We start from the raw sequence: 26,287 nt of genomic DNA on the forward strand, positions 1-26,287 counted from the left end.
CCCTCATGACTGCTCAACCGCCTCGTCCGCTGGATGGCATTACCGTCGTCAGCCTGGAACACGCCATCGCCGCGCCCTTCTGTACCCGCCAGCTCGCCGACCAGGGGGCTCGGGTGATCAAGGTCGAACGCCCCGGTGTCGGCGATTTCGCCCGCGGTTACGATGAGCGGGTTCACGGCCTGTCGTCGCACTTCGTTTGGACCAACCGGTCGAAGGAGAGCCTGACGCTCAACCTCAAGCACGAGGCTGCCGCGCCGATTCTCGACGATCTGCTCGGCGAGGCGGACGTGCTGGTGCAGAACCTGGCGCCCGGCGCCGCTGCCCGAATGGGGCTCGGCTTTGATGCATTGCACGCGCGCTTCCCCAGGCTGATCGTGTGCGACATCTCCGGCTATGGTGAAGGCGGCCCCTACGAGGCCAAGAAGGCGTACGACCTGCTGATCCAGAGCGAGGCAGGATTTCTCTCCGTCACCGGCGGCCCGGAACCCGATGCCATGGCCAAGGCGGGCTGTTCGGTCGCCGATATCGCCGCCGGCATGTACGCCTACAGCAACATCCTTGCCGCGCTGCTGCTTCGCGGGCGAACCGGCGAGGGCTCGCACATCGATGTCTCGATGCTGGAGAGCCTGGTCGAGTGGATGGGTTATCCGATGTACTACGCCTTCGACGGCGCCACACCACCGCCTCGCGCCGGCGCGTCCCACTCCACGATCTACCCCTATGGCCCCTTCCCGACCGGCGACGGCGGCACGGTCATGCTGGGTCTGCAGAACGAGCGCGAGTGGCAGCTGTTCTGCGAGAAGGTGATGGAACAGCCTGCGCTGGCCGCGGACGAGCGCTTCGATGCCAACTTCAAGCGCTCGGCCAATCGCGCCGCCCTGCGCGAGCTGATCGACACGGTCTTCGCCGAACTCACGGCGGAGCAGGTGATCGCCCGTCTCGATCAGGCCCAGATTGCCAATGCCCACGTCAACGACATGGCCGGTGTGTGGAACCATCCGCAGTTGGCCGCGAGAGATCGCTGGCGCGACGTGATCACCCCTGGCGGGCAGGTGCCGGCAGCGTTGCCGCCCGGACGCAATGCAGCGTACGAGCCACGCATGGACGCGGTCCCCGCATTGGGCGAACACAGCGCGACTATCCTCAGGCAGTTGGGCTACGCCGACGAGCAGGTGAACACCCTGCGCCAGGCCGGTACGATCTGACGGGTACCGCCTGAAGACCGGCTGACACCCGCCATCCATCGCTCACGCAGCCATTCATCCACCACGCATTCGCCACCGCAAGGAATCGGCTCATGACCTTGACCAACCCACCTCGCTCGGCCCTGTTCGTGCCGGCCAATCGCCCCGAGCGCATTCCCAAGGCGCTGGCCAGCGGCGCCGACATCGTTATCGTCGATCTGGAGGATGCGGTCGCGCCAGCAGTGAAACCTATGGCCCGTCGGGCGCTGGGTGACTTTCTCGAGACTGCATCGCCGGGCACCGTCTGGGTGCGGATCAATGCCGCGGACACCGATGATTTTCTCGAGGATCTCGCGTTATGCCGTGACCGGCCGGGCATCGCCGGGCTCGTCGTTCCCAAAGCGGAAAGCACCAGGAGTCTGGCCCAGGTGGAGGCACTCGGCTACCCGATGATTCCGCTGATCGAGAGCGCCAAGGGCCTGGACCATCTGGGAAAGCTGGCGCGGGTCGAGGGTGTCGTCCAGTTGAGCTTCGGCGCACTGGATCTCAGCCTGGACCTTGGCATCGAGCCGGGTAGCGAAGGGGGGAACGGGATGCTGGACCAGGCACGCTATCAGATCATCCTGCAGTCGCGCCTGGCCGGACTCGCGGCCCCCATCGAGACCGTGCATCCCGAATTCCGCGACATGGGCGTCATCCAGCGCGCCGCCAGGCGCGCCGTCGAGATGGGCTTTGCCGGCATGCTCTGTATCCATCCGAGCCAGGTCACGGTGGTCAACGACACGTTTCTGCCTACCGCCGACCAATTGGCCTGGGCGAAGCGCGTGATCGCAGCGGCCGAGCAGGACGCCGGAGCCGGGCAGATAGACGGCCAGATGATCGACGCGCCGGTCATGGCCCGCGCCCGACGGCTCGTCGCCAGTGCCGACCGGGGCTGAAAGACCCTAACCGAAACAGTTGGCGGCGAGCATTACCAGCGTGCCGCCAGCTCGTGCAATCTCGCTGTCCTGGCGACGATGGTCCACGTTAACTTCTGTGACCTCGAGCTTGACTGCCGCGGCAACCTGCCGGAATAGCCGCGATCCTGCGACGATGATTGAGCATGAAATTCCGTCGACGACGGGCTATGATCTGCACTTCAAAGAATTCATGAAAATAACATTACTATTTGAATTCAATAGAATTTATGTTTTTGACATCATATCAAAACCGGCACTCTCCAACTTTCCAGCTCCGACTTTTTAAACTTTTTAAACCAGAGAAAAACGTTATCTTTATCGCCCTAATGGTCCCGAGTCCCGCCGAAGGTTGAATATACGAATCGAGATAATTATCCGCATACTCCGCCTGGCATCGCTAATAAGGCGTTATGACAGACGCCAAGACGACAGAACAAACCCAGGAGTGAAATGCCATGTCCCTCATCAATCCAAAAACAGTATTTGGCGCGATCGGAGTTGCCATCCTGATGGGTGGCGTTGCGACTGCTCAGGCGCAGGATCCCATCGTCATCAAGTTCTCCCACGTCGTGGCCGAGAACACGCCCAAGGGCCAGGGCGCGAAGATGTTCGCCGAGGAAGTGAAGGAGAAGCTCGGCGACCGGGTCAAGGTCGAGGTCTATCCCAACTCATCGCTCTACGGCGATGGCAAGGAGATGGAAGCATTGCTGCTCGGCGACGTGCAGATGCTGGCCCCTTCGCTCGCCAAGTTCGAGCAGTACAGCCCCAGCCTGCAGCTCTACGACCTCCCGTTCCTGTTCGACGACATCAATGCCGTCGACCGCTTCCAGCATTCCGACGCCGGCCAGGGCCTGCTCGACTCGATGCAGGATCGCAACATCCAGGGGCTGGCCTATTGGCACAACGGCATGAAGCAACTCTCTGCCAACAAGCCGCTGCGCGAACCCAAGGATGCCCGCGGCCTCAAGTTCCGCGTACAGGCTTCCGACGTGCTCGACGAGCAGTTCAAGGTGCTCCGCGCCGTTCCCCGCAAGATGAGCTTCGGCGAGGTGTACCAGGCGCTGCAGACCGGGGTGGTCAACGGTCAGGAGAACACCTGGTCGAACATCTATAGCCAGAAGATGCACGAAGTGCAGCCCTACATCACCGAGTCCAACCACGGCATCATCGACTACATGGTGATCACCAACGCCGACTTCTGGAACGGACTGCCGGACGATATCCGCAGCCAGCTGGAAGAGATTCTCGCCGACGTCACCACGAAGGTGAACCAGCAGGCCTACGACCTCAACCAGCAAGCCAAGCAGTCGATCATCGACGCCGGCACCAGCGAGATCATCCAGTTGACGCCGGAAGAGCGCGAAGACTGGCGCGAAGCGGTTCGTCCGGTATGGAAGATGTTCCAGGACGACATCGGTAAAGACCTGATCGAGGCTGCCCAGGGCGCCAATCAGTCCGATACCGCCCAATCTGAAACCTCCCAGTAACCGAGCCGACCATGACACGTTTCCTGCGTGCCTGGGCGCATCTGGAGGAGGGCCTGGTGGCCTTCCTCCTCGCCCTCATGACCTTGGTGACCTTCAGCTACGTGATGGTCAATAACCTCTATACCGTCTTCTATGATGCAGCGGATCTGTTTCCGTTCGCGGAAACGCCGCTCTTCGCGATTGGCGATTTCATCATCGACCTGGCCCAGGAGATGACCTGGAGCATCGCCCTGACCAAGGCGTGCTTCGCCTGGCTGATCTTCCTGGGGATCGCCTACATCGTGCGCATCGGCGCCAACATCGGCGTCGATCTGATCGTCAGACTGCTGCCGGAGCGTGCGCGACGTGGGGTTGGCATCATCACCTGCCTGATCTGTATCGCCTATACCGCGCTGTTCGCCGTCTCCAGTTACAGCTGGGTCATGGCGCTGATGCGGGCCGGCATCGGTGCCGAGGATCTCGACCAGTACGGGGTTCTGCAGTGGCACATCACGATCATCGTGCCGGTCGGCTTCACCCTGGTGCTGATCCGCCTGATCGAGGTGCTGATCCGGATGCTGCGCGGCCAGCAGATCACCATGGAACTGAGCAACGAGTCCACCGACGCCCTGAAGCTCCAGGACGAAGCCGGCACTGAGGAGAAGCCGACATGACCATCGCCTTTCTGTTCGTGGTGCTCTTCGGCCTGCTCTTCCTCAACGTGCCGATCGCGTTCTCGCTGGGCATCGCCAGCTCGCTAACCATCATGCTGTTCAGCCAGGATTCGCTGAGCTCGCTGGCCATCAAGCTGTTCGAGACCTCCGAACATTACACCCTGCTGGCGATCCCGTTCTTCATCCTCGCCGGCGCCTTCATGACCAGCGGCGGCGTGGCGAAACGCCTGATCAATTTCGCCAATGCCTGCGTCGGCCATATCCGCGGCGGCCTGGCAATCGCCTCGGTGCTCGCCTGCGTGATGTTCGCGGCCCTTTCGGGTTCCTCCCCGGCCACGGTCGCTGCCGTCGGTTCGGTGGTCATCGCCGGGATGGCGCGTTCCGGCTACACCAAGGATTTCGCCACCGGCATCGTCTGCAACGCCGGCACCCTGGGCATCCTGATCCCCCCCTCGATCGTGATGGTGGTCTACGCCACGGTCACCGAAAGCTCCGTCGGCAAGATCTTCGTCGCGGGCATCGTGCCCGGCCTGTTGCTGGGCCTGATCCTGATGGTCGCGATCTACATCGTCGCGCGGATCAAGAAGATGCCGGCGCTGCCGCGGCCGTCGGTCGGCGAGTTCCTCGCCACCGCCCGCAAGGCGAGCTGGGGATTGCTGACCATCGTGATCGTGCTGGGCGGTATCTACGGCGGGTTCTTCACGCCCACCGAAGCCGCTGCCGTGGCCGCGGTCTATGCCGGTTTCGTCGCGCTGTTCGTCTATCGCGACATCACCCTCAGGCAGTGTCCCGGCGTGCTGCTCGACGCCGCCAAGCTCTCGGTGGTGCTGATGTTCATCATCGCCAACGCGATGCTGTTCGCCCATGTCCTGACCACGGAGCAGATCCCGCAGACCATCACGGCCTGGGTCGTCGAGCAGGGTTTCTCGCCGATCACCTTCCTGCTGGTGGTGAATATCGTGCTGCTGGTGGCGGGGTCGTTCATGGAGCCGTCGGCGATCATCCTGATCCTGGCCCCGATCCTGTTTCCGGTCGCCACCCAACTGGGCATCGACCCGATCCACTTCGGCATCATCATGGTGGTCAACATGGAGATCGGCCTGGTGACGCCACCGGTGGGCCTGAACCTGTTCGTGGCGTCGGCCGTCACCGGCATGCCGCTGACCCGCACGATCCGGGCCGCAACGCCTTGGCTGTTCCTGCTGCTGGGCTTCCTGCTACTGGTGACCTACGTGCCCTTCCTCTCGCTCGGCCTGCCGAACTGGCTGGGAATGCCTTAGCGGACGAGACGAGCCATCACAGCATGCCATTGTCGAGGGCGCCGTCACGGCGCCCTCTCTCTTGGCGGGCAACCGCACTCCCCGCGCTCCGACCTCGTCGCCCGACCCATCGAGAGCGACTACTTCAGCCACCAGGACAGGATCAGCAGCAGCAGCAGCACGGTGGCGATGGCCTGCCACACGTTAGCCGGCTCCCGCCACGGCCGCCGCCCCTCTTCGTCGCCTTTCGGTGCGGGACGGAGATGGTAGGCAAGCTCCGTGATCCGGCGGAACCTCAGCGCCCGCAGCGGATCGAGCGAGCGGCGCAGCGCGTCGTCGAGATCGCCGCTGATCGCCGGGTTGCTCAACTGTGCGCGGCGATAGGTCATCTGCTCCAGGTCGGTATGGCTACGCAGATGATTGGGCAGGAGGGTATAAGGCAGGTGGCCGGTGAGCATCCAGTAGATGGTGGAAGCCAATGAATACTGGTCGCTGCGCCGACCGACCTCGGTGTCCAGCGCATACTCCGGCGCGCTGTGTTCGGTCAGCCCGACCTGACGCGCGAGTTGACGTGCCTCGCCCAGGGCGTCGCCCTCGCGCTTGTGGCAGGCGCCGAAATCGGTCAGCAGCAGGTTGCCATGCCGGTCGATCAGGATGTTGTCGGGGTGAATGTGCTGGTGCAGCACGTCGTGGCGGTGTAGCGCCTGCACGGCCTTGACCAGTTGCCGCGCGATCTCGAGACGCTGCTCGAGACTGGCCTGGGGGTGCCGTCCCAGCCACTCGGTCAGCGTCTCGCCATCGACGTAGCTCATCAGATAGTAGAGATAACGGCGGGGCCGAGCCGGCTCCATCACCTTGACCACGAACGGCGAGTTGACCCTTTCGACAACCCACTGCTGCAAGCCGAAGTGCTCGAGATAGACGTTGCGCGTGGAGAGCTCGGGGCTGGGCGCTTTCATCACCATCTCGCGGCCGCTGCGCACATCGCGCACCCGGTAGAGCCGCGCCTTGGCGGTCCGGGAGAGCACATCGACGATCTCCAGGCCGTCGAGCCGTTCGCCCTTGGCCAGCTCCGGCGGCACCGGCAGATGGTGATAGACCCGCGGCGGCTCGTCCGGTTCGTCGTCCGAGAGCCGGTCGACACGTACCAGCTGAAAACAGAACTGGTTGGCGTTGTAGCCGCGCTCGATCGCCCGCTGGTTGGCCGCCTCGGCAAGCCGCTCGCAGGCGGCGTCCAGATCGCTGACATCGGCCCGGATCAGTTGCACGTACTCCGACGGCACCAGGGTGCCGCGGACCGCCTGGGTCATGAACAGGAACAGATCGCCCTGCTTGAGCGAAAAGGTCGAGTAGTCGATGTCCACGTGGCCATCCATCCCCAGCGCCCGGGAGGGGTAGCGATACCCGCCCAGGTCGGTGACGTGATCCCGGGTCAGTTGCTCGAACTCCGCGCCCCGGATGCGGTAGACCAGGGTATCGCCCATGTGGAACAGGTGAGCGTCGTGCTGATGGAAGATCATCGCCGACAGCGAGCAGATGTAACTCCCCCCTTCGATATAACCGCTCTGGCTGTGACACCAGCTGTTCAGGGCACGCAGTACGCGGGTCGCGGAGGTCTTGATGTCCCAGTGCTCGGGAGTCGAGTAGTAGTCGGCGAGGAATCCCCGCACACTGAGATCGCCGGCCTGCTTGGCGATCGAGTTGCGCCAGGTGGAGTCGCTGATCAGCGCACAGCCACCCTTGGAGACCAGCTGCTCGCCCTGGGGAATCTGAACCGACATCGAGCTACGATGACGATGCAGATCCGGTGCGACGAAGGCCTGACCGTAGGTCAATGACAGTGAGCTTTTCGACAACGGCTTTCTCCCGGTTGATCGACGAAGGCGACGGATGCTCCTGTCCCGGGACCGACACCTCCGGTGACATCGGCGTCTCCGCGTCGAGGTTTTCGGATGGCGGTTCTTGGCCCGGGTTGGTAATCGGCCTAGCCTATTCGTATAATTCCCCGGATTTTCGCCCGCTGGTGTTCAACCTGCAAACCGCAAGGACTCAACGATGAGTTTCGACAAGATTCCCGCCGGAAAGGATCTCCCCAACGACGTGTACGTGGCGATCGAGATTCCCGCCAACCACGCGCCGATCAAGTATGAAATCGACAAGGAGATGGACGCGCTGGTGGTCGACCGCTTCATGGCCACCCCGATGTTCTATCCGGCCAACTACGGTTTCATCCCGAACACCCTGGCCGATGATGGCGACCCCCTCGACGCGCTGGTGGTCACGCCCTACCCGGTCCAGCCCGGCAGCGTGATCCGCGCCCGCCCGGTGGGTGTGCTCAACATGTCGGACGAAGCCGGCGAGGACGCCAAGCTGGTCTGCGTGCCCCACGAGAAACTGAGCGCGCTCTACGACGACGTGCATGAGGTCACCGACCTGCCGGAGCTGCTGCGTCAGCAGATCGCCCACTTCTTCGAGAACTACAAGGATCTCGAGAAGGGCAAGTGGGTCAAGATCGACTCATGGGACGGCGCCGACGCCGCCCGCAAGGCGATCGAGAAAGCCGTCAGCGCCTACGAGAACGAGTAAGCGTCACGCCCTCGGGCCTCCGTTCGCGGCACTGACGAAAAACGCCGCCCCGGCATCCAGCCCGGGGCGGCGTTTGACGTTGTGGCGCAGGCTCTGAGGGAGTGTTTACAAAATGCCTGCGCTCGGCGATACGGCGTTGAAATCGGCCTCGTACGCGAGCCCGGTCAAAATGCTCATTTACCCCGTGTCAACTGGAACGCCAGCCCGGTCCTTTTTTCGACCGATTTCGCCTTCTCTTGCCTTCGCTCGTCGAATTTGTAAACACCCTCTGGGACCCGGCGATCAGAGCTGATTGCGGATCTTCTCGACGAGTTGGGAAGCCCGCACCGTGTAGTTGGCCATCATCAGCGAGTGGTTGGCGAATAGTCCAAATCCGGAGCCATTGAGGATCACCGGGCTCCAGACGCGGGCCTGAGAGCTCTCCAGCTCCGCCACCAGCTGGTCGAAATCGCCACCGACGCCGCTGCTCTCGATCACGTCGGCATAGTCGATCCTGGCGGCCTGCAGCAGTTGCGCCAGCGCCCAGGTGGTGCCGCGCGCCTCGAAGAACACGTTGTCGATGCGAAGCCAGGGCGTACTGTCCGTCTGCTGGTCGCCATTCGGCGACTGGCCGACGTTGGCGGCCAGGTGCTGGGTCTGGGTCTGCAGCCGCTGCTGGACCTGGCCCAGCCACTCCGCCAGCGCGGAGGAGTCGGGCGCTGCCGCCGGCTCGGTCGAGGCGGCCGCATCCTGGGTCGGGGCGCCCGGCCCGGCACTGTTTTCCAGTGCGGTGAAGGCTTCGCCCAGGTTGTTGCGCGCCGATTTCAGCAGGGTCTCGGACGCCGGCCAGCGCCAGCTGTCCAGATCGCCGCCAAGCGACTCGTTGGCCTGGTTCAACGGCGCACTGCCGACGCTCAACGCACCGCCCAGCATGGCGACCGCGTCGCGAACCTGCCGCGTGACGCCCTTCTCCCAGTTGGGCATGTTGTCGAGCCACAATCCCGGGGGCATGACGTCATTGCGCAGGTAGCCGCCAGGCTTGTGGAGCAGCGTATCGAGAATCGAGATATTGGTGGCCAGCAAGGCTTCGCCAGGCGGCACCGGTTGCGCCTCTCCGCCGGTATCGACACTCTGGGGGAAGCCCCGCTGCATCTCGACCGCCTGTCTCGGGTCCGTGGGCGCGGGCGTCCAGCTCCACCAGATACCGAGCACGATACAGACCAGCAGGTAGATGACGACCAGTGCCACCAGCGGCTTCCAGATCCAGCCGTACTGGGGCGTCTCGAGAACCTCGGTACGCGACAGTGGCGCCTTGTTCCTGCGAAATAGAGCCATGGACGATCCTTGTCATTTCGGGAGGTTGGAAATCATGTCGAGAAAGGCCGCCTGCGGCAGCCAGGCCCGACCGGAAACGGGTTGGGAGACGATATGACTCTATCCTATCATGCTCCCCGTGACGCGCAGCCCGCCTTTCGCTGCATGCCGGGCCTGGCCCACCGACGCGATCGATGGCACTTTTCCGTCACCAAGCGATCGAAAGACGCGTCGTTTCACGCGGCTTTGTCACCACCGCCCAGCTCGTCAGGGCCAAGCCTCATTCGTCGTCGGGATACCCATTAGAGCATGTCGCGTTTCTACCGGTTGGTTTTGCTGTTTTGCTGCTGTCTGTCGGCACCGCTGGGCGCCGCCCACGCCGATCTCCTCCAACGGGAGCGCCAGCCCCTGTTCGCCCAGGGCAACGCGCAGTTTCTGGCCGTCGACCAGGCGTTCCACGCTTACGCTTGGCATGACGATGAGCGCGTCTATGTCGGCATCCGCAATGAACCCGGCCACTATCTCTATCGTCACCGCTTTGCGCTGGAGAGCCGCCAGCCCGGCGTGACGCTGGGCACGCTCGAGCTGCCGCCGGGAGAGTTCAAGCACGACCCGTATCTGGGCGACGTGCATGTCTTCCACGACCAGGTCGAGATCAGCGCACCGCTATCGAAGGTCGAGGACGCCGCCGATACCGGAGGTTCGATCCCCGTCACCCTCACCTTCCAGGGGTGCGCCGACGCCGGACTCTGTTACCCCCCCGAACACTGGACGCTGGAGGCCAAGGCCGGCCCACCGCCAGCGGCATATACCGACGCGACCCGTGATGCCAAGTCGTCGCCGATCGAACAGGCCGCCGGCAATCCGTTCCCGGGATCCGGCGATGACGCTCCGCTGGCCAACCCGGCCAGCCCCCCCGATAGCATCCGGTCGACCCCGGCCCCGATACCTTCCGCCGGCGACGCACCGACGCTCGCCCATGCCAGTGCCGACGGCCGGTTCCGATCACTGCTCGACGCGGGCATCGGCCTGAGTGCGCTGGGTCTCTTCTTCCTCGCCGGGCTGGGGCTGACCTTCACCCCCTGCGTGCTACCCATGCTGCCGATCCTGACCGCCATCATCGTGGGCCAGAACGCCCGACGCGGGCGCGCACTGGCACTGTCGGCGAGCTACGTTGCCGGCATGGCCGTGACCTTCACCCTGCTCGGCACCCTGATGGGCATGTTCGGCGCCTCGCTCAATCTGCAGGCCCGGCTCCAGTCGGGCTGGGTCCTGATCCCTTTCGCGTTGCTGTTCGCGCTGTTCGCGATCGCGATGTTCGGCGCTTTCGACCTGCGCCTGCCCAGCGCGATCGGCCAGCGGGTCGACGCCTGGCAGAACCGGCTCCAGCGCAGCGGCCCGGCGGGCCTGGCAGCGGCCGGCGCCCTGTCGGTACTGGTAGTGTCGCCGTGCGTTTCCGCACCCTTGGCCGGCGCGCTGGTCTTCATCTCGACCACCGGCGAAACGCTGGGCGGCGCGTTGGCGCTGCTGGCACTGGCGCTGGGGATGGGCGTGCCGCTGATTCTGGTCGGCACCTTTGGTGGACAGTGGTTGCCGCGTACCGGCGCCTGGATGCAGGGCGTCAAGGCAGTATTCGGCGTGATGCTGCTCGGCGTCGCCATCTGGCTGATCGAACGCTTGCTGCCGGGCCCTGTCGGCCTGCTGCTGTGGGGCGCGTTGACGCTGGGATGCGCGCTGGCACTCGGCGCTCTGGACATGCGGACCACTGCCGGCTGGCCACGGGCACGCCAGGCAGCGGGCTGGGCGCTGCTGGTCTGGGGCACGGCGATGATATGGGGCGCGGCCCAGGGCGGCGGCGACCCGCTGCGGCCCCTGGCCGGAACGGATGCCCGGGCGGCTGCCGACGTGACGCGCCCCGCCTTCCAGACCGTCGACGATCTCGATCAGCTCGATGCGGCGCTGGCCTCGGCCCGCGCCGCGGGGCGGCCGGTCATGGTCGACGTCAGCGCCGACTGGTGCATCTCGTGCAAGGTGATGGAGCAGCGGGTATTCCCCGCGCCAGCGGTGGCCGAACGCCTGGCCGACTTCACCCTGCTCCGCGCCGATGTGACCCGGGACGTGGCCGCCAGCCGAGACCTGCTCGACCGCTACGGCCTGTTCGGCCCACCGGGGCTGCTGTTCTTCGCCGGCGGGCAGGAGCTCCACGACGCTCGCGTTCAGGGCGAGATCGATGCCCCGGCACTGGCCAGTCACCTGGAAGCAGTACAGCAACGGCTGCGGGACGACGGGCCTGTCGGCCCGCCGCGAGACTCTTGAACGGTGGCAAGCCGCTCGCGGCCCATGGCTCGTGATCCGAGATCCGAGATCCGAGATCATGCATTACCGAACATCGTTCGATGGTCAGGGTGGACACTCTCAGTCTTTTTCGGCAAACTTCGACACCAACGAAAAACGGTGCGCCGACGACGCCATCTTGCAGCAAAGTGACGCGATCTCGGCAATTCACGAACGGGTTAACAGCGCAAGGACTGTCATGGCTAGACTCCTGGTTCTCAATGGTCCCAACCTGAATCTGCTCGGCACTCGCGAGCCGTCGGTATATGGCACGACCACGCTGGAGGATATCCGGGTGCGCCTGACCGAGCGGGCCCTGAGCGCCGGCCATCAACTCGAGTGGCTGCAATCCAACGCCGAACACGAGCTGGTCGAGCGCGTGCACCGCGCCCGGCAGGAGAACATCGATTTCATCCTGCTCAACCCGGCCGCTTTCACGCACACCAGCGTGGCGTTGCGCGATGCGCTGACCGGCGTCGATATCCCGTTCATCGAACTGCACCTCTCCAACGTGCACGCACGGGAGCCTTTCCGCGCCCACTCCTATTTCACCGATGTCGCCCGAGGCGTCATTGCCGGATTCGGTGCCGAGAGCTACACCCTCGCGTTGGAAGCCGCACTCTCGCAGTTGGGTCGCAACTGACGCCCTTCTCGCCCGTGAACACTCGCTGAAAAGACACCGTCACCGTCAACTTTCACATTCAACCAACCCGAGACATCGCCATGGATATACGCAAGGTCAAGAAACTCATCGAACTCCTGGAAGAGTCCAACATCAGCGAAATCGAAATCCAGGAAGGCGAGGAGTCGGTTCGCATCAGCCGTCATCCCAATGGCTTCGGTGCCATGCAGCAGCCGATGTACATGCCGCAGTCCATGGCACCGGCGGCCCAAGGGCCCGGCCCGGTGGCCACGCCGGCCCCGGATCCTGCAGAGCCGGGCCCCGTGCAGCCCACGGGCCACGCCGTGACCTCCCCCATGGTCGGAACCTTCTATCGGTCGCCGGCGCCGGGCGCCAAGGCATTCGTCGAAGTCGGCCAGAGCGTCAAGAAGGGCGATACCGTTTGTATCGTCGAAGCGATGAAGATGATGAACCAGATCGAAGCCGACAAGGATGGCGTGATCGAAGCGATCCTGGTCGAGGATGGCGAGCCGGTCGAGTTCGACCAGCCGATGATCATCATCAACTAAGGCCACACGAGCGAAACCATCATGTTGGACAAGGTACTCATCGCCAACCGCGGCGAGATCGCCCTCCGTGTCCTGCGCGCCTGCAAGGAACTGGGGATCAAGACCGTCGCGGTTCATTCCAAGGCCGACCGGGAACTGATGCACGTGCGCCTGGCAGACGAGGCCGTCTGTATCGGCCCCGCCGCCTCGGCACAGTCCTATCTCAATATTCCCGCCCTGATCAGCGCGGCGGAAGTCACCGACTCGAGCGCCATCCACCCCGGTTACGGCTTTCTGTCCGAGAACGCCAACTTTGCCGAGCAGGTCGAGCGCTCCGGCTTCACCTTCGTCGGGCCGCGGGCGGAAACCATCCGCCTCATGGGTGACAAGGTCAGCGCGATCAACGCCATGAAGGCCGCCGGCGTGCCGACGGTGCCAGGCTCCGATGGCCCGCTGCCGGACGACGACGCCGAGATTCGCCGCATCGCCGGTCGCATCGGCTATCCGGTGATCATCAAGGCGGCAGCCGGCGGCGGCGGTCGCGGCATGCGCGTCGTGCGCAACGACGACGAGGTCGCCAAGGCAGCCAGCGTGACCCGTTCGGAGGCGGCGGCAGCGTTCGGCGACGGCACCGTCTATATGGAGAAGTTCCTCGAGAACCCCCGCCACGTCGAGGTACAGGTGCTGGCCGACGGCCAGGGCAATGCCATCCACCTCTACGACCGTGACTGCTCCCTTCAGCGTCGTCACCAGAAGGTGCTCGAGGAAGCGCCGGCACCGCACCTGGATCCCGAGGCGCGCGCCAAGGTGCTGAAGTCGTGCACCGATGCCTGTATCGAGATCAACTACCGGGGCGCGGGGACCTTCGAGTTCCTCTACGAGAACGGCGAGTTCTTCTTCATCGAGATGAACACCCGGGTCCAGGTGGAGCATCCCGTGACGGAGATGGTCACTGGCGTCGATATCGTCAAGGAGCAGTTGCGTATCGCCTGCGGTCAGCCGCTGTCGATCAAGCAGTCCGATGTCGAGCTTCGCGGCCATGCGTTCGAGTGTCGCATCAATGCCGAGGACTCACGCACCTTCATGCCCTCCCCCGGCAAGATCGACCTCTATCACCCGCCCGGCGGCCTGGGCGTGCGCATGGACTCCCACATCTATACCGGCTATAGCGTACCGCCCTACTACGATTCGCTGATCGGCAAGCTGATCACCTGGGGCGCGGATCGGGATATCGCCCTGATCCGGATGCGAAACGCACTCGACGAACTGCTGGTCGAGGGCATCAAGACCAATATCGACCTGCAGAAGGATCTGGTTCGCGATAGCGCCTTCCAGCGCGGGGGTGTCAACATCCACTATCTGGAGAAAAAGCTCGGGCTGAGCTGAACCCGAGCCCATCCCGGCGGGGCGGTCTATCCAGCGATAGCCCGCCCCGTTTTCGTCACCATCATCATTCCGGAGAGCGACCCATGGCGTGGCTACAACTCAAGGCATCCATCGCCCCCGAGCAGGCCGAGTGGCTGGAAGAGCTGCTGCTAGCCGAGGGTGCCAGCGCGATCACCCTGCAGGACGCTCACGACGAGCCGCTCTTCGAGCCCGACCGGGGAACCACGCCGCTGTGGCGAGAGACGGTACTTACCGGCCTCTACGACGATCTTCCCGGCGTCGAGGCGATGATCGAGCGTGTCCAGCGAGCCTGGTCCGAGGGATCTCCCGACGACCCCGCCCCGCAGATCGAGTACGAACTGTTGGCCGATCGCGACTGGGAGCGGGAGTGGATGGATGGCTTCGAGCCCCTGCAAATGGGTCACCGGTTGTGGATCGTGCCCAGTTGGCACCAGGCCCCGGACCCCGATGCCGTCAACCTGCTGCTCGATCCCGGCCTCGCTTTCGGCACCGGTACGCACCCCACCACGGCGCTCTGCCTCGGCTGGCTCGACGCCCAGGATGTCGCACAGCGACAGGTGCTGGATTACGGCTGTGGTTCCGGCATTCTAGCGATCGCCGCGCTCAAGCTCGGTGCCGACACCGCCGTCGGTGTCGATATCGACCCCCAGGCGCTGCAGGCGAGCCGGGACAACGCCGAACGCAACCAAATCGATGAGTCCCGCCTGATCCTGGACTATCCGGAAAGGATCGGACAGGGCCAGTTCGACGTGGTCGTCGCCAATATCCTCGCCGGCCCCCTGGTCGACATGGCGGCGACGATCGCCGAGCGGGTCAAATCCGGTGGCCACCTGGCCCTCTCCGGCATTCTGGCCACCCAGGCGGATACCGTGCTGGACGCCTACCGGGCCCAGGGCCTGTCGATGGACGAGCCCCGCGAGCGGGAAGGCTGGGTGCTGCTCACCGGGCATCGCGCGGCCTGAGTGTCGCTCGTCCGGTCCGCCGCAAGCCCCTCGCTGCTCGATTTCATGCCCGAGCGGCCTGACCTGAACGGCGTTCATGCACTCCCGGCGCGCTTTGCGGCTTAGGTCGTGAGTCGGCAAACAGCGCTTCAACAAACCCGGGGTGACCGGTATCATAGCCTCCCCGTTTTGCCTGAGCCCCTGTAACGATGCGTGATTCCGTGTCACCGCAGACCGATCGCCCGTTACCCCGCATCGGCCATCACACGCTACCCAATCGCGTGATCCTGGCCCCCATGGCCGGGGTGACCGACCGCCCTTTTCGCCAGCTTTGTCGCGAGCTGGGCGCAGGTCTCGTGGTGTCCGAAATGGTCACCGCCGACAGCCGGCTCTGGCACACCCGGAAATCCCGGCAGCGCATGATCCATCGCGGCGAGCCGGGGCCGAGATCGGTGCAGATCGCCGGCGGCGACCCGCAGATGCTCGCCGAGGCGGCACGGCTCAATGCCGAAGCCGGCGCCGAAATCATCGACATCAACATGGGTTGTCCGGCCAAGAAGGTCTGCAACAAGGCGGCGGGATCCGCGCTGCTGCGGGACGAACGCCTGGTAGCCGATATCCTGGGGGCCGTGGTCGCGGCGGTGGACATCCCGGTCACGCTGAAGATTCGCACCGGCTGGTGTGCCGAGACCCGCAATGCGCAGCGTGTCGCCAGCCTCGCCGAGGACGCCGGCATCGCGGCCCTGGCCATCCATGGCCGAACCCGCGAGCAGCGCTATACCGGCGCCGCGGAGTACGACACCATCGCCGCGATCAAGCAGCGCGTATCGATACCGGTCTTCGCCAACGGCGACGTGACCACGCCGCAGCGCGCTGCCGAAGTGCTCGCCTACACCGGTGCCGATGCCGTGATGGTGGGGCGCGGTGCCCAGGGCAACCCATGGCTGTTCCGGGAGATCGAGCACTACCTGCGTACCGGCCGTGAGCACGCCCCACCGAGCGCGGACGAGATCGCCAGCACCATGGGGCGCCACCTGCGTGCCCTGCACGAGCACTATGGCGACTATCTCGGCGTCCGGGTGGCTCGCAAGCACGTCGGCTGGTATCTCGCCTCGCACGATCCCAGCCGGGCATACCGCTCCCGCTTCAATCGTCTCGAGCAGGCCGAACAACAATTCGAGTTTCTTCATGAACTCTTTCGCGGTGACGCCGCCGCGATCGGTAACGGAATCCACGCAGCATGAATAGCCGGCAACCTTTAGCTCTCGATGGTGAGTCAACCGCGGAGGCCGACTCCCTCCAGATGCCCGACGCGCTATCTCACACGACTCTCCGAGAGTGCGTCGAGCGCGTCATGGAGCGCTACTTCTCCCATCTCGAGGGTGAATCCGTATCCAACCTCTACGGGATGGTGCTGGCGGAGGTCGAGGCACCGCTCCTCGAAGTCGTGATGCGCAACGTCGAAGGCAATCAGACCCGAGCCGCCGAGCTGCTCGGTCTCAATCGCGGCACGTTGCGCAAGAAGCTCAAGCAGTACGATCTGATGTAAATTCTCTCTCGCTTCGCCCGAGCGAAGCGCCACCTGGACGCGCGACGCCGCCGCCGACTCGAGAGTCTCCTGGCTGCGCCTGCCGTCTCATCGCACAAGAGTGGACTGGCATGTCTCAACCCCCTGCTTCTACCGCCCCCCGCGCCGTCCGTCGCGCCCTGCTCAGCGTGTCCGACAAGACCGGCGTCGTCGAATTCGCTCGCGAGCTGACCTCGCTTGGCGTCGAGCTGCTGTCGACCGGCGGTACCTATCGCCTGCTGCACGAGAACGGTATCGCGGTCGTCGAAGTCTCCGAGCACACCGGCTTTCCGGAGATCATGGATGGGCGCGTCAAGACGCTGCATCCCAAGATTCATGGCGGCATTCTCGGACGTCGCGGCCAGGATGACGCGGTCATGGCGGAGCATGGCATCGACCCGATCGACATGGTGGTCGTCAACCTCTACCCCTTCACGCAGACGGTGGCCAATCCGGACTGCACCCTGGAGGACGCCGTCGAGAACATCGACATCGGCGGACCGACGATGGTTCGGGCTTGCGCCAAGAACCACGAGCACACCACGATCGTGGTCAGCGCCGAGGACTACTCGCGGGTGCTGAAGGACATGGCCAGCCACGACGGCGGCGTCAGTCACAAGACCCGCTTCGACCTGGCGGTCAAGGCGTTCGAGCACACCGCCGCCTACGACGCCGCCATCGCCAACTATTTCGGCCAGCGGGTGGGCAGCGGCGAGCCCGACTTCCCGCGCACGCTGTCGCTGCAGTTCACCAAGAAGCAGGGCATGCGCTACGGCGAGAACCCGCATCAGAAGGCGGCCTTCTACGTCGAGCCGGAGAGCAGCGAGGCCAGCATCGCCACCGCCAGCCAGCTCCAGGGCAAGGCGCTCTCCTTCAACAATGTCGCCGATACCGACGCCGCGCTGGAGTGCGTCAAGTCGTTCACCAAACCGGCCTGCGTGATCGTCAAGCACGCCAACCCGTGCGGCGTGGCGGTGGTTCCGGAAGACGAGGGTGGTATCCGCAAGGCCTACGACCTGGCCTTCGAGACCGACAGCGAATCCGCTTTCGGCGGCATCATCGCCTTCAACCGGGAGCTGGATGGCGATACCGCCAGCGCCATCGTCGCCCGCCAGTTCGTCGAGGTGATCATCGCACCGCGCATCTCTGCCGAGGCCCGCGAGGCAGTCGCCAGCAAGACCAATGTGCGCCTGCTCGAATGCGGGGAGCTGCCGGCGAAGACTGGCGATGGGTGGGACTACAAGCGCGTCAACGGCGGTCTCCTGGTCCAGAGCCGCGATACCGGCATGATCGGCGCGGATGACCTCAAGGTCGTCACCCGGCGCGCCCCCACCGAACAGGAGCTGAACGACCTGGTGTTCGCCTGGAAAGTCGCCAAGTTCGTCAAGTCCAATGCGATCGTCTACGCCAGGAATCGCCAGACCGTGGGCGTTGGCGCCGGCCAGATGAGCCGCGTCAATTCAGCGCGTATCGCGGCGATCAAGGCCGAGCAGGCGGGCCTGGCGGTGACCGGCTCGGTCATGGCATCGGATGCGTTCTTCCCCTTCCGCGACGGCCTGGACAACGCCGCCGCCGCCGGCATCACTGCCGTCATCCAGCCCGGTGGATCGATGCGCGACGAGGAAGTGATTGCCGCGGCCAACGAGGCAGGCATCGCGATGGTGTTCACCGGTATGCGCCACTTCCGGCACTGAGCCGCGAACCGCGAACCGCGAACCGCGAACCGCGAACCGCGAAAAATAGCCTGACCGCAAGACGAAGAACGCCAGCGACAATGTCGCTGGCGTTCTTCGTTCGAAGCTCGAAGCTCGAAGCTCGAAGCTCGAAGCTCGAAGCTCGAAGCTCGAAGCTCGAAGCTCAGTCTGGTTGTTCGCCCAGATCGATGCAGAGGTACTTGGTCTCGAGATACTCGTCGAGCCCGTACTTGGAGCCTTCGCGGCCCAGCCCGGACGCCTTGACGCCGCCGAAGGGCGCGCTGGCGTTGGAGATCAGCCCGGTGTTGATGCCGACCATGCCGTACTCGAGTGCCTCGGCGACCCGCCATACGCGCCCCAGGTCCTTCGAGTAGAAATAGGACGCCAGCCCGAACTGGGTGTCGTTGGCCAGCCGCACGGCCTCCTCCTCGGTCTCGAACGGGAACACCGCTGCCAGCGGGCCGAACGTCTCCTCGTGCGCCACCTTCATCTCCGGGGTGGCGTGGCTGATCAGCGTGGGCGAGAAGAAGCGCCCGCCGAGGGAGTGCTCGTGGCCGCCGAGCAGCAACTGGGCACCCTTGTCAGTGGCATCCTTGACGTGCTCACTCACTTTGGCCACCGCATCTTCATCGATCAGCGGCCCGATATTGATCCCTTCCTCGAAACCGTCTCCGACCTTCAGTTCACTGTTCATCGCCGCCGCGAGCTTCTCGCTGAAGGCGTTGATCACGCTGGACTGGACCAGGAAGCGGTTGGTGCAGACGCAGGTCTGGCCGGCATTGCGGAACTTGGAGGCGATGGCGCCTTCGACCGCGGCGTCCAGGTCGGCGTCCTCGAACACCAGGAAAGGCGCATTGCCGCCGAGCTCCAGCGAAATCTTCTGGATATGCTGGGCAGCGCCGGCCATCAATGAACTCCCGACCTCGGTGGAGCCGGTGAAGGTGACCTTGCGCACCACGGACGACTCTGTCATTGCCTTGGCGATCTCGCTGGCCTTGCCCGGCACCACGTTGAAGACGCCACGCGGCACACCGGCCTGTTCGGCCAACGCGGCCAGCGCTGTCGCCGAGAACGGGGTCTGGCTGGCAGGCTTGATCACGATGGTGCAGCCGGCCGCCAGCGCGGCGGCGGCCTTGCGGGTGATCATCGATGAGGGGAAGTTCCAAGGCGTGATGGCGCCGACGACGCCCACCGGCTGCTTGGTGACGACGATCCGCTGCCGGGTGTTGGCGGCAGGAATGGTGTCGCCATAGATACGACGAGCCTCTTCGGCGAACCAGCGCATGAAGCTCGCGGCGTAGACGATCTCGCCCGCCGCCTCCTTGACCGGCTTGCCCTGCTCGGCGGTCATGATCGCGGCCAGCTCATCCTTGTGCTCGAGCATCAGCTCGTACCACTTCATCAGGATATCGGCACGCTCCAGCGCCGTGTGATTGCGCCAGCCCGGCAGTGCCGCCTCGGCGGCCTCAATGGCGCGCTCGGTCTCGGCTCTCCCCAGGCGCGGCATGCGCCCGAGAATCTCGCCGCTGGCAGGGTTGTCGACATCGATCTGCTCGCCGCTGTCGGCAGCGACCCAGTTGCCGTCGATGTAGGCAAAGGGCCTGAACAGCGCACTCTCTTTAACGGATTGCATGATTCACTCCTTCCTGGATGTGCTTGCCGATAGCGGGCATGCCCCCTATCCGCCCGACCGTTGCCACGGAACGGCGTGCCACGCGATCGGTCCTGGCTGGCGCCGGTGAAAACGAGTCAGCCGCCACGGTTGTACTGGACAGGATGGCGCGTTAACGGCACTCGTGCCAGTCACATTCACGCCCTCTCGCTGCCGAACGTCGGGGCAAGCCGTGCCAACGCCGGAGGCCAGTCACCAACGCGAAGCGAGCGCGCTCACCACCACTGGGACCACAGAGTCACGCCTACGGCCACCACGATGGCGATACCGTTCAGCCACTGCCCGGTCAGGCGCTGGGGTTCGCGATGCACGTGGCGCAGGCCCAGCCACGCCAGCACGATCGCCACCGCTTCCACCACCGGCGCATAGCGCCCCGCACTCACGCCGGCGACGGCCACCACGAAAGCGGCCAGCGCCCAGTGCGAAAGCACCTTGCGCCGGGTCTTGCCGTCAACGCCACGGATGGTGCTGGCGCGTCGCTGCGCCTCGGGGTGATTGAACACCTGAATGGCCCGACCGTCGCGGAGTTCGAAGCGCACCGGCGTTCCGGCGCTCGGCAGGCCACGACCGCGCCATTGGGAGAAGTCGAAGGGGTAGCGCTTGCCATCGCTGGACTCGATCTCTCCGAGCTGCGCTTCATCGTCGAAATGGGAAAGACGACCGTCCATCCTGCTGTCCTTGCTATCCATACGGAACCGGTTGCCGGGAGCCCGCCCGGGGTCAGGCAGTCCGTTTCTCAGCGGCCGTTGACCAGCATCAGGAACTCCTGGCGCGTGGTCTGATTCTTGCGAAAGCTACCCAACATCACCGAGGTCTTCATGCTGGAGTTCTGCTTTTCGACCCCTCGCATCATCATGCACATGTGCTGGGCCTCGATCACCACGCCGACACCGCGCGCCTGGGTCACCTGCATTACCGCTTCCGCAATCTGTCGGGTCAGATGTTCCTGAATCTGCAGGCGACGCGCGTACATGTCGACGATTCGCGCGAATTTCGACAGCCCCAGCACTTTGCCCTGGGGCAGGTAGGCAATATGGCACTTGCCGATGAAGGGCAGCACGTGATGCTCGCACATCGAGTACATCTCGATGTCCTTCACCAGCACCATTTCGTCCGTGTCGGAGGCGAAGACGGCACCGTTGACCAGTTCATCCAGCGATTGGCTGTAACCCTGGGTCAAGAACTGCATCGCCTTGGCGGCACGCATCGGGGTGTCGCGCAGGCCTTCACGCTGAGGATCCTCCCCCAGCTTTTCCAGAATACCGTGATAATGGCCTGCCAGTTGCTCTGTCATGTTGCTGCCTTGTCTATCGTTATCATCGATCGAACGCGCTCGCCGCCGCGACCGCCCCGGCCTCACTCTCGGTGAGGGCCGATTCTAGCGAAACTGCACCGACACCACTATCTCGGCACCGACTAATGACCGGTTCAGGCAAGCCAGCGCGGCGAATCGAGTGTCACACGCTGCTGCTCCAGATGACGGATGTGCTGATCCCAGTATCCGCTCTCGGCAACGTAGGGAAACGCCCGGGGAAAGGCGGGATCCTCCCAGCGCGCCGTCACCCAGGCGCTGTGGCGAATCAGGCGCAGCGTGCGCAGGGTCTCGATCCAGTCGAGCTGGCGCCGATCGAACTCCCGGCTCATCTCGTAGCCTTCGATGATCTCGGACAGTTGCATCTGCCACTCCCCCGGCGCCTGGGCGGTCAGCAGCATCCAGAGATCCTGCACCGCCGGTGCCATCAGACAGTCGTCGAAGTCGACCAGAGAAAACCGTTCGTCCCGGCCCAGCATGTTGCCGAGGTGGCAATCGCCGTGAACGCGCTGGAGCGCGCTATCGGGCCAGGCGTGGTCCGCCATCAGCGGTACCAGGGCGTCGATGACCTGGCCATAGAGGCGCCGCTGCCGCGTATCCAGCCAGCGAGCCTCGAGGACACAGCGCCGGCTTTCGTCGACCATGGCGTTCAGGTCGAGCCGCCGCCGGTGGCGGAAGGGTTCGCGGGCACCGACCTCGTGGACCTGGCCAATCAGCTCGCCGAGCGCAAATAGATGGGAGGGATTATCGAGCTCCGGCGCCTGGCCGACCACATGCGCAAACAGCGCGAAGCGAAAACCCTCGAAATAGTGCAGCGTCTTGCCCTCGGCGCTCTCCCAGGGGGCGCCGACCGAGACCGACGCCGCCGCGAGCGCCAGGAGGAAAGCGTGCTCTTCGAGAATCTGCTCATCGCTCCAGCGCGCTGGCCGGTAGAATTTCACCACCCAGCGTCGGCGGTCGTCATCGGTCAGCGAATAGACCCGGTTCTCGTAGCTGTTGAGGGCGAACGGCTCGCCGGGCAACCAGAGCCCGAGAGACTCGACAGCCTCGACCACGAGCTGTGGCGTCAGCCTCTCGAACGGATGCAGGGAATCAGCGCTCATACGAACCTCGGCTAGCAGCGGCAGGCTTGCGCGCATGCTATCAGATTCGCGCCGACGGAGTACGTGCGAAAGCCAGCGCCGTGATCTTCTCGGCACCGGCCTCTCGACAGGCACTGGCCAGCGAATCCAGCGTGGCGCCGGTCGTCATGACATCGTCGACGATGGTGACCGCGGCCGGCAACGATCGATTGATGACGAACGCGCGCGTCACGTTGCGTCGCCGGGAGAGCCGGTCCAATCCCCGCTGAGAAGGGGCCTCCCGAATCCGCTCGGCCGCGATGACCGGTAGCGCCAATCGTGCCGCCAGGCGTCCGGTCAACCAGGCGGTGTGGTCGAACCCGCGCTCCCGCGTGCGCTCATGCTGTCCCGGCACACCGATCATGGCGCTTCCCAGCTCGGGAGCGCGATCCAGCGATGCCAGCATCAGCTGTACCAATACCTCTCCTGCCCGCGGGTCCGCCGCGAACTTGTAGCGCCGAACCAGACGCGTCACCCGTGACTCGTAACGTAGTGGCACCCATGACGCGGTCTGCTGCGGCCGATGTTTCAGGCAGCGCCCACACTGGCGCGGACGAAGCGTCCCGGCATGCGTGGTCGGCAGCGGCTCGGCGCAGAGTTCACAGACCTCCTGATTCCAGGGCATGTCCGAGAAACAGTCGGAGCACCAGGGCAGCCCCTCCTCGGCGGCGGCACTGCAGAAGGCGCAGTAGCCCGGCAGCGCTCTCTTCAGTTGCGCGCCGATCCCGTCCAGCGACTTGCGGGTCAACGGCCACAGGATCTCCAGGCATCGCAGCATCGACGTTTCCTCGCCCCGTTCAATCATCATGTCGACCACGGCGATGAAAACTGAAGCGGGCGCGGCCGCCGAGCGACGCCCAGGGCGCAACGATTGACATCGATCAAGGCGACAGTACAATGAGCGCGCCTGTCAGAATGCGGATGTGGTGGAATTGGTAGACACGCTAGATTTAGGTTCTAGTGCCGAAAGGTGTGGGAGTTCGAGTCTCCCCATCCGCACCATCGAATAGCCCCAAGATCAATAGCTTATATTTTCCGAACGGATTCTATCCGATCCCGGCTCGGGCTGGATGGCGCGGTGAACGCATGCGCCGTTGCGGCAACGCGCGGTCGGTCGCCCTCCAGTTATCAGCAACGACTCAGCCGTCGAGTCGACGGACCCACTGCCTGACGCGCCACCGCTGAAGCCGACTGGCATAGCGCTTGGTATCGACCGAGACGGGAGCCAGCGTGCAGGCCTTGTCGTCCGTCATATGAAGACGGAAGCGACGCTCGGCCCCGATCGGATGGTCCTCACTGCCGTAGATCGCGACGACGCGAATATCGAGAAAGTGGAAAACGATGTCGTCCGTGGGACGGTCGTGCTCGAGCGTCAGGTCATGGGTCCTGCACAAGCGCTGCAAGATGGTCTCGAAGGTGCCGACGTGACTGAAGCTTCCGCAAGGCATGGGGCCCTGGCTCGACTCCAGCCTCTCCCCTCCTTCCCCGGAGTCCGTACCCGCTGAACCTGGCGATGCCTTACCATCCGGATGACGATCGCCTTCGCAGTCGATCATGTCCTGGGTCAACGACCCTCGACTGGTGTGTAGCGTCACGATGATGTGTTCGAGAAAGATCGGCTCGGAACTCATGTTGCTGATCAGGCACAGCGACGTCAGATCGTTGCCGTGGCCGCGATTGATGATGATGCGAGGACGCCGGGTACGGGCGAAATTCCGATAGAGAATCTGGGCGTAGAAGAACCACACGAACAGCGTCAATATGCTGGTGACGGCGGTTATCGCCTTGCTGTGTTCCGACAACCACTCCATGGTCGGGATCGGCTCCTGCCTGCTGGGATCGCAAAGGCGCCAATGTAGAGGAGAAACCTGGCGGGCGATATAACCCAGTTTGTGGCACCAGCGCCGTCGACTCGACCGGTGAGCAGAAACACGAAAGGCGGGCCTCTCGGCCCGCCTTTAAATCAACCGCCGAACCCAGGCATCCTGCCCTGTCTTCGTCATCCTGACGGAGCGAGTTCACGGTAATGCTTGAGCCCTGTCTTCATCTCCCTGAATCCAACGGGCTGACAGTCGTCCCTGACTGCGACTCCGACTCACCTTTGACATCCTTCAACCCATCCTTGGGTGCGGTAAGTCAGCTAACGAACTCAAAGTTATACAAGAGTTGTCGACCCGTCAAGCTTTTTCAAATAGAGCCCATTCCGGGTGAAGGTGATGATTCTGGAAGCGGGCGTGCGGAAGGGCCCCGCATGGCGTCCTGTGGCCGCGCAGCGGAAGAGACACTCGGCTGATATCGAAATCGAGGTGGGAAACCGACGGAAGGACGCCGGCTTCCCCGAGACACTTACCCCCTGCGCCATGAACCCCAACGCCGGAGGCGAAAGAGGCCGCATGACATCGCTGACGGTCATGCGCCGAAACTTTCCGCGCTCCTGAGCCTGTCGGCTCATTCCCTGGCCCCTGCCACTAACCAACGCGAAGCGCACATCCCTTGGTCACGTCCCTGCGGCAGCCTTCACAGAAAGAATCGCGCAAATGTTAGATCAATACAGTACAAACGGCAAAGCCAAGTATAGATTGATCTCGTTCGCCGAGCGGGATCCAGCTCACTGCGCCTTTCATGAACGCGCCATCCGTCGATGGGTACGGTTTCCGGAAACCAGCGATAGCGTAAAACAAAAGGATATATAAATTATTTTTCTTATTACCAATTTCAAAACTGGGCTATCCTGTTGCCAAATTCGGCGCGTGCAAAGCCGGATCTCCTCACCACCTTCTCCGGGAATCTTTTCGCTCATGACAATACGATCGATTTCAATGGCGTCTCTTCGGCTGGCCACACTGTCTCTCGCGCTGGGGCTGACCGGTGCAACCCTGGCACAGGCGGATACCTTGAGAGTGGGCATGTCGGGAGGCTACTACCCTTTCACCTACGTCGAGCACGATCAACTCAAGGGGTTCGAAGTCGATCTCATGAATGCGATCGGCGAGATCACCGGCGACGACGTCGAGTTCGTCACGGCCAGCTTTTCCGGTCTGGCGGGTATGCTGGACTCCAACCGCATCGATACCATCGCCAACCAGATCACCATCACGCCGGAGCGCCAGAAGAAGTATCTTTTCAGCCAGCCCTACGTCTACGACGGCGCCCAGGTGGTGGTTCGCAAGGGCAACGACGCCATCCATGGGGTCGAGGATCTCAAGGGCAAGACGGTCGCGGTAAACCTCGGCTCCAACTACGAGCAGCTGCTGGACGAGCTACCATACGCCGATGATATCGACATCAAGACCTACGACTCCAACATCGAGCAGGATGTGGCACTGGGCCGTGCCGATGCCTTCGTCATGGACCGTGTCAGCGCTACCCAGGTAATCAAGGACAAGCCGTTGCCGCTGCAACTGGCCGGACAGCCCTTCTCCCGGATCGAGAACGCCTACCCCTTCCGCGACGACGCGGACGGCAAGGCTCTCCAGAAACGTATCAACGACGCACTCGCGCAACTGCGTGATAGCGGCCAGCTGAGAGACATTTCAGAGAAGTGGTTCGGCAGCGACATTACCCAGCCCTGATCGATGCTCACAGTGATGGCCCATGACGCCGACAGGCGTCATGGGCCTTTCCGTTATCCGAGCTCGCCAACCGCGG

General features: G+C 63.9%; 23 protein-coding genes and 1 tRNA gene. 16 read left to right on the top strand and 8 right to left on the bottom strand.

What is annotated here, in order from left to right:
* Positions 1-5: 5 nt before the first annotated feature.
* The 5 genes from AAGT95_RS19120 (at position 6) to AAGT95_RS19140 (ending at position 5,563) form a co-directional block, all read left to right on the top strand.
* Positions 6-1,205, top strand: coding sequence for a CaiB/BaiF CoA-transferase family protein (locus tag AAGT95_RS19120; protein ID WP_342594799.1), 1,200 nt, complete (start codon positions 6-8; stop codon positions 1,203-1,205).
* A 92-nt stretch (positions 1,206-1,297) separates the two neighbouring features.
* Positions 1,298-2,122: a CoA ester lyase gene (locus AAGT95_RS19125; RefSeq protein ID WP_342594800.1), complete on the top strand. Its 825-nt coding sequence runs from the start codon at positions 1,298-1,300 to the stop codon at positions 2,120-2,122.
* A gap of 530 nt (positions 2,123-2,652) precedes the next feature.
* Entirely contained in the window at positions 2,653-3,630 is a 978-nt protein-coding gene (locus tag AAGT95_RS19130; protein WP_342596551.1) for a TRAP transporter substrate-binding protein, read from the top strand.
* A gap of 11 nt (positions 3,631-3,641) precedes the next feature.
* Positions 3,642-4,283 (top strand): TRAP transporter small permease, encoded by a 642-nt coding sequence (locus AAGT95_RS19135; RefSeq protein ID WP_342594801.1) that lies wholly within the window; start codon positions 3,642-3,644, stop codon positions 4,281-4,283.
* Positions 4,280-5,563, top strand: a complete 1,284-nt coding sequence (locus AAGT95_RS19140) for a TRAP transporter large permease (RefSeq protein ID WP_110598257.1) — start codon at positions 4,280-4,282, stop codon at positions 5,561-5,563. The genes AAGT95_RS19135 and AAGT95_RS19140 overlap by 4 nt, the downstream gene beginning before the upstream one ends.
* Before the next feature lie 119 nt (positions 5,564-5,682).
* Here the strand turns inward: AAGT95_RS19140 and AAGT95_RS19145 are convergent, their stop codons facing one another.
* A complete protein-coding gene (locus AAGT95_RS19145) occupies positions 5,683-7,398 on the bottom strand; it encodes a bifunctional protein-serine/threonine kinase/phosphatase (RefSeq protein WP_110598258.1) in 1,716 nt (571 codons plus the stop codon).
* Between the two features lie 199 nt (positions 7,399-7,597).
* Here AAGT95_RS19145 and ppa point away from each other — a divergent pair, with 199 nt between their 5' ends.
* Positions 7,598-8,128, top strand: a complete 531-nt coding sequence (gene ppa, locus AAGT95_RS19150) for an inorganic diphosphatase (RefSeq protein WP_110598259.1) — start codon at positions 7,598-7,600, stop codon at positions 8,126-8,128.
* 282 nt (positions 8,129-8,410) lie between these two features.
* Here the strand turns inward: ppa and AAGT95_RS19155 are convergent, their stop codons facing one another.
* On the bottom strand, positions 8,411-9,442 hold the full coding sequence (locus tag AAGT95_RS19155) for a DUF2333 family protein (protein ID WP_342594802.1): 1,032 nt from the start codon (positions 9,440-9,442) through the stop codon (positions 8,411-8,413).
* 288 nt (positions 9,443-9,730) lie between these two features.
* Here AAGT95_RS19155 and dsbD point away from each other — a divergent pair, with 288 nt between their 5' ends.
* The 8 genes from dsbD (at position 9,731) to purH (ending at position 18,534) form a co-directional block, all read left to right on the top strand.
* Positions 9,731-11,737: a protein-disulfide reductase DsbD gene (gene dsbD / locus AAGT95_RS19160; protein WP_342594803.1), complete on the top strand. Its 2,007-nt coding sequence runs from the start codon at positions 9,731-9,733 to the stop codon at positions 11,735-11,737.
* 217 nt (positions 11,738-11,954) lie between these two features.
* Positions 11,955-12,398: a type II 3-dehydroquinate dehydratase gene (aroQ, locus tag AAGT95_RS19165; protein WP_110598262.1), complete on the top strand. Its 444-nt coding sequence runs from the start codon at positions 11,955-11,957 to the stop codon at positions 12,396-12,398.
* Positions 12,399-12,478: 80 nt separating this feature from the next.
* Positions 12,479-12,946 (top strand): acetyl-CoA carboxylase biotin carboxyl carrier protein, encoded by a 468-nt coding sequence (gene accB, locus AAGT95_RS19170; RefSeq protein ID WP_110598263.1) that lies wholly within the window; start codon positions 12,479-12,481, stop codon positions 12,944-12,946.
* 21 nt (positions 12,947-12,967) lie between these two features.
* The gene (gene accC / locus AAGT95_RS19175) at positions 12,968-14,311 is read left to right on the top strand and encodes an acetyl-CoA carboxylase biotin carboxylase subunit (protein WP_110598264.1); all 1,344 of its coding nucleotides are present in this window, start codon (positions 12,968-12,970) and stop codon (positions 14,309-14,311) included.
* Between the two features lie 83 nt (positions 14,312-14,394).
* Positions 14,395-15,294: a 50S ribosomal protein L11 methyltransferase gene (prmA, locus tag AAGT95_RS19180; RefSeq protein ID WP_110598265.1), complete on the top strand. Its 900-nt coding sequence runs from the start codon at positions 14,395-14,397 to the stop codon at positions 15,292-15,294.
* Positions 15,295-15,482: 188 nt separating this feature from the next.
* Positions 15,483-16,517 carry a tRNA dihydrouridine synthase DusB gene (gene dusB, locus AAGT95_RS19185; RefSeq protein WP_342594804.1) on the top strand — a complete coding sequence of 345 codons (1,035 nt, stop codon included), beginning with the start codon at positions 15,483-15,485 and terminating at the stop codon, positions 16,515-16,517.
* 59 nt (positions 16,518-16,576) lie between these two features.
* A complete protein-coding gene (gene fis, locus AAGT95_RS19190) occupies positions 16,577-16,822 on the top strand; it encodes a DNA-binding transcriptional regulator Fis (protein WP_110708583.1) in 246 nt (81 codons plus the stop codon).
* 110 nt (positions 16,823-16,932) lie between these two features.
* Positions 16,933-18,534, top strand: coding sequence for a bifunctional phosphoribosylaminoimidazolecarboxamide formyltransferase/IMP cyclohydrolase (gene purH, locus AAGT95_RS19195; protein ID WP_342594805.1), 1,602 nt, complete (start codon positions 16,933-16,935; stop codon positions 18,532-18,534).
* Positions 18,535-18,697: 163 nt separating this feature from the next.
* On the opposite strand, the gene AAGT95_RS19200 is transcribed toward purH, so the two are convergent.
* The 5 genes from AAGT95_RS19200 to AAGT95_RS19220 all read right to left on the bottom strand — a co-directional run bounded on the left by AAGT95_RS19200 (position 18,698) and on the right by AAGT95_RS19220 (position 23,417).
* On the bottom strand, positions 18,698-20,167 hold the full coding sequence (locus AAGT95_RS19200) for an NAD-dependent succinate-semialdehyde dehydrogenase (protein WP_342594806.1): 1,470 nt from the start codon (positions 20,165-20,167) through the stop codon (positions 18,698-18,700).
* Positions 20,168-20,421: 254 nt separating this feature from the next.
* Positions 20,422-20,874 (bottom strand): hypothetical protein, encoded by a 453-nt coding sequence (locus tag AAGT95_RS19205; protein ID WP_342594807.1) that lies wholly within the window; start codon positions 20,872-20,874, stop codon positions 20,422-20,424.
* A gap of 68 nt (positions 20,875-20,942) precedes the next feature.
* Positions 20,943-21,500, bottom strand: a complete 558-nt coding sequence (folE, locus tag AAGT95_RS19210) for a GTP cyclohydrolase I FolE (protein WP_110598270.1) — start codon at positions 21,498-21,500, stop codon at positions 20,943-20,945.
* Positions 21,501-21,634: 134 nt separating this feature from the next.
* Complete coding sequence (locus AAGT95_RS19215) at positions 21,635-22,621, bottom strand: serine/threonine protein kinase (protein WP_342594808.1); 987 nt, start codon at positions 22,619-22,621, stop codon at positions 21,635-21,637.
* A 40-nt stretch (positions 22,622-22,661) separates the two neighbouring features.
* A complete protein-coding gene (locus tag AAGT95_RS19220; protein ID WP_342594809.1) occupies positions 22,662-23,417 on the bottom strand; it encodes a ComF family protein in 756 nt (251 codons plus the stop codon).
* Positions 23,418-23,556: 139 nt separating this feature from the next.
* Between AAGT95_RS19220 and AAGT95_RS19225 the strand changes: the two genes are divergently transcribed.
* Positions 23,557-23,641 (top strand) — tRNA-Leu (locus AAGT95_RS19225).
* 137 nt (positions 23,642-23,778) lie between these two features.
* Here the strand turns inward: AAGT95_RS19225 and AAGT95_RS19230 are convergent.
* On the bottom strand, positions 23,779-24,450 hold the full coding sequence (locus AAGT95_RS19230; RefSeq protein ID WP_342594810.1) for a hypothetical protein: 672 nt from the start codon (positions 24,448-24,450) through the stop codon (positions 23,779-23,781).
* A 1,008-nt stretch (positions 24,451-25,458) separates the two neighbouring features.
* Between AAGT95_RS19230 and AAGT95_RS19235 the strand changes: the two genes are divergently transcribed.
* Positions 25,459-26,211, top strand: coding sequence for an amino acid ABC transporter substrate-binding protein (locus AAGT95_RS19235; protein WP_342594811.1), 753 nt, complete (start codon positions 25,459-25,461; stop codon positions 26,209-26,211).
* Positions 26,212-26,287: the final 76 nt, after the last annotated feature.

The organism is Salinicola lusitanus, from assembly GCF_038648475.1.
Lineage (GTDB): Bacteria > Pseudomonadota > Gammaproteobacteria > Pseudomonadales > Halomonadaceae > Salinicola > Salinicola lusitanus.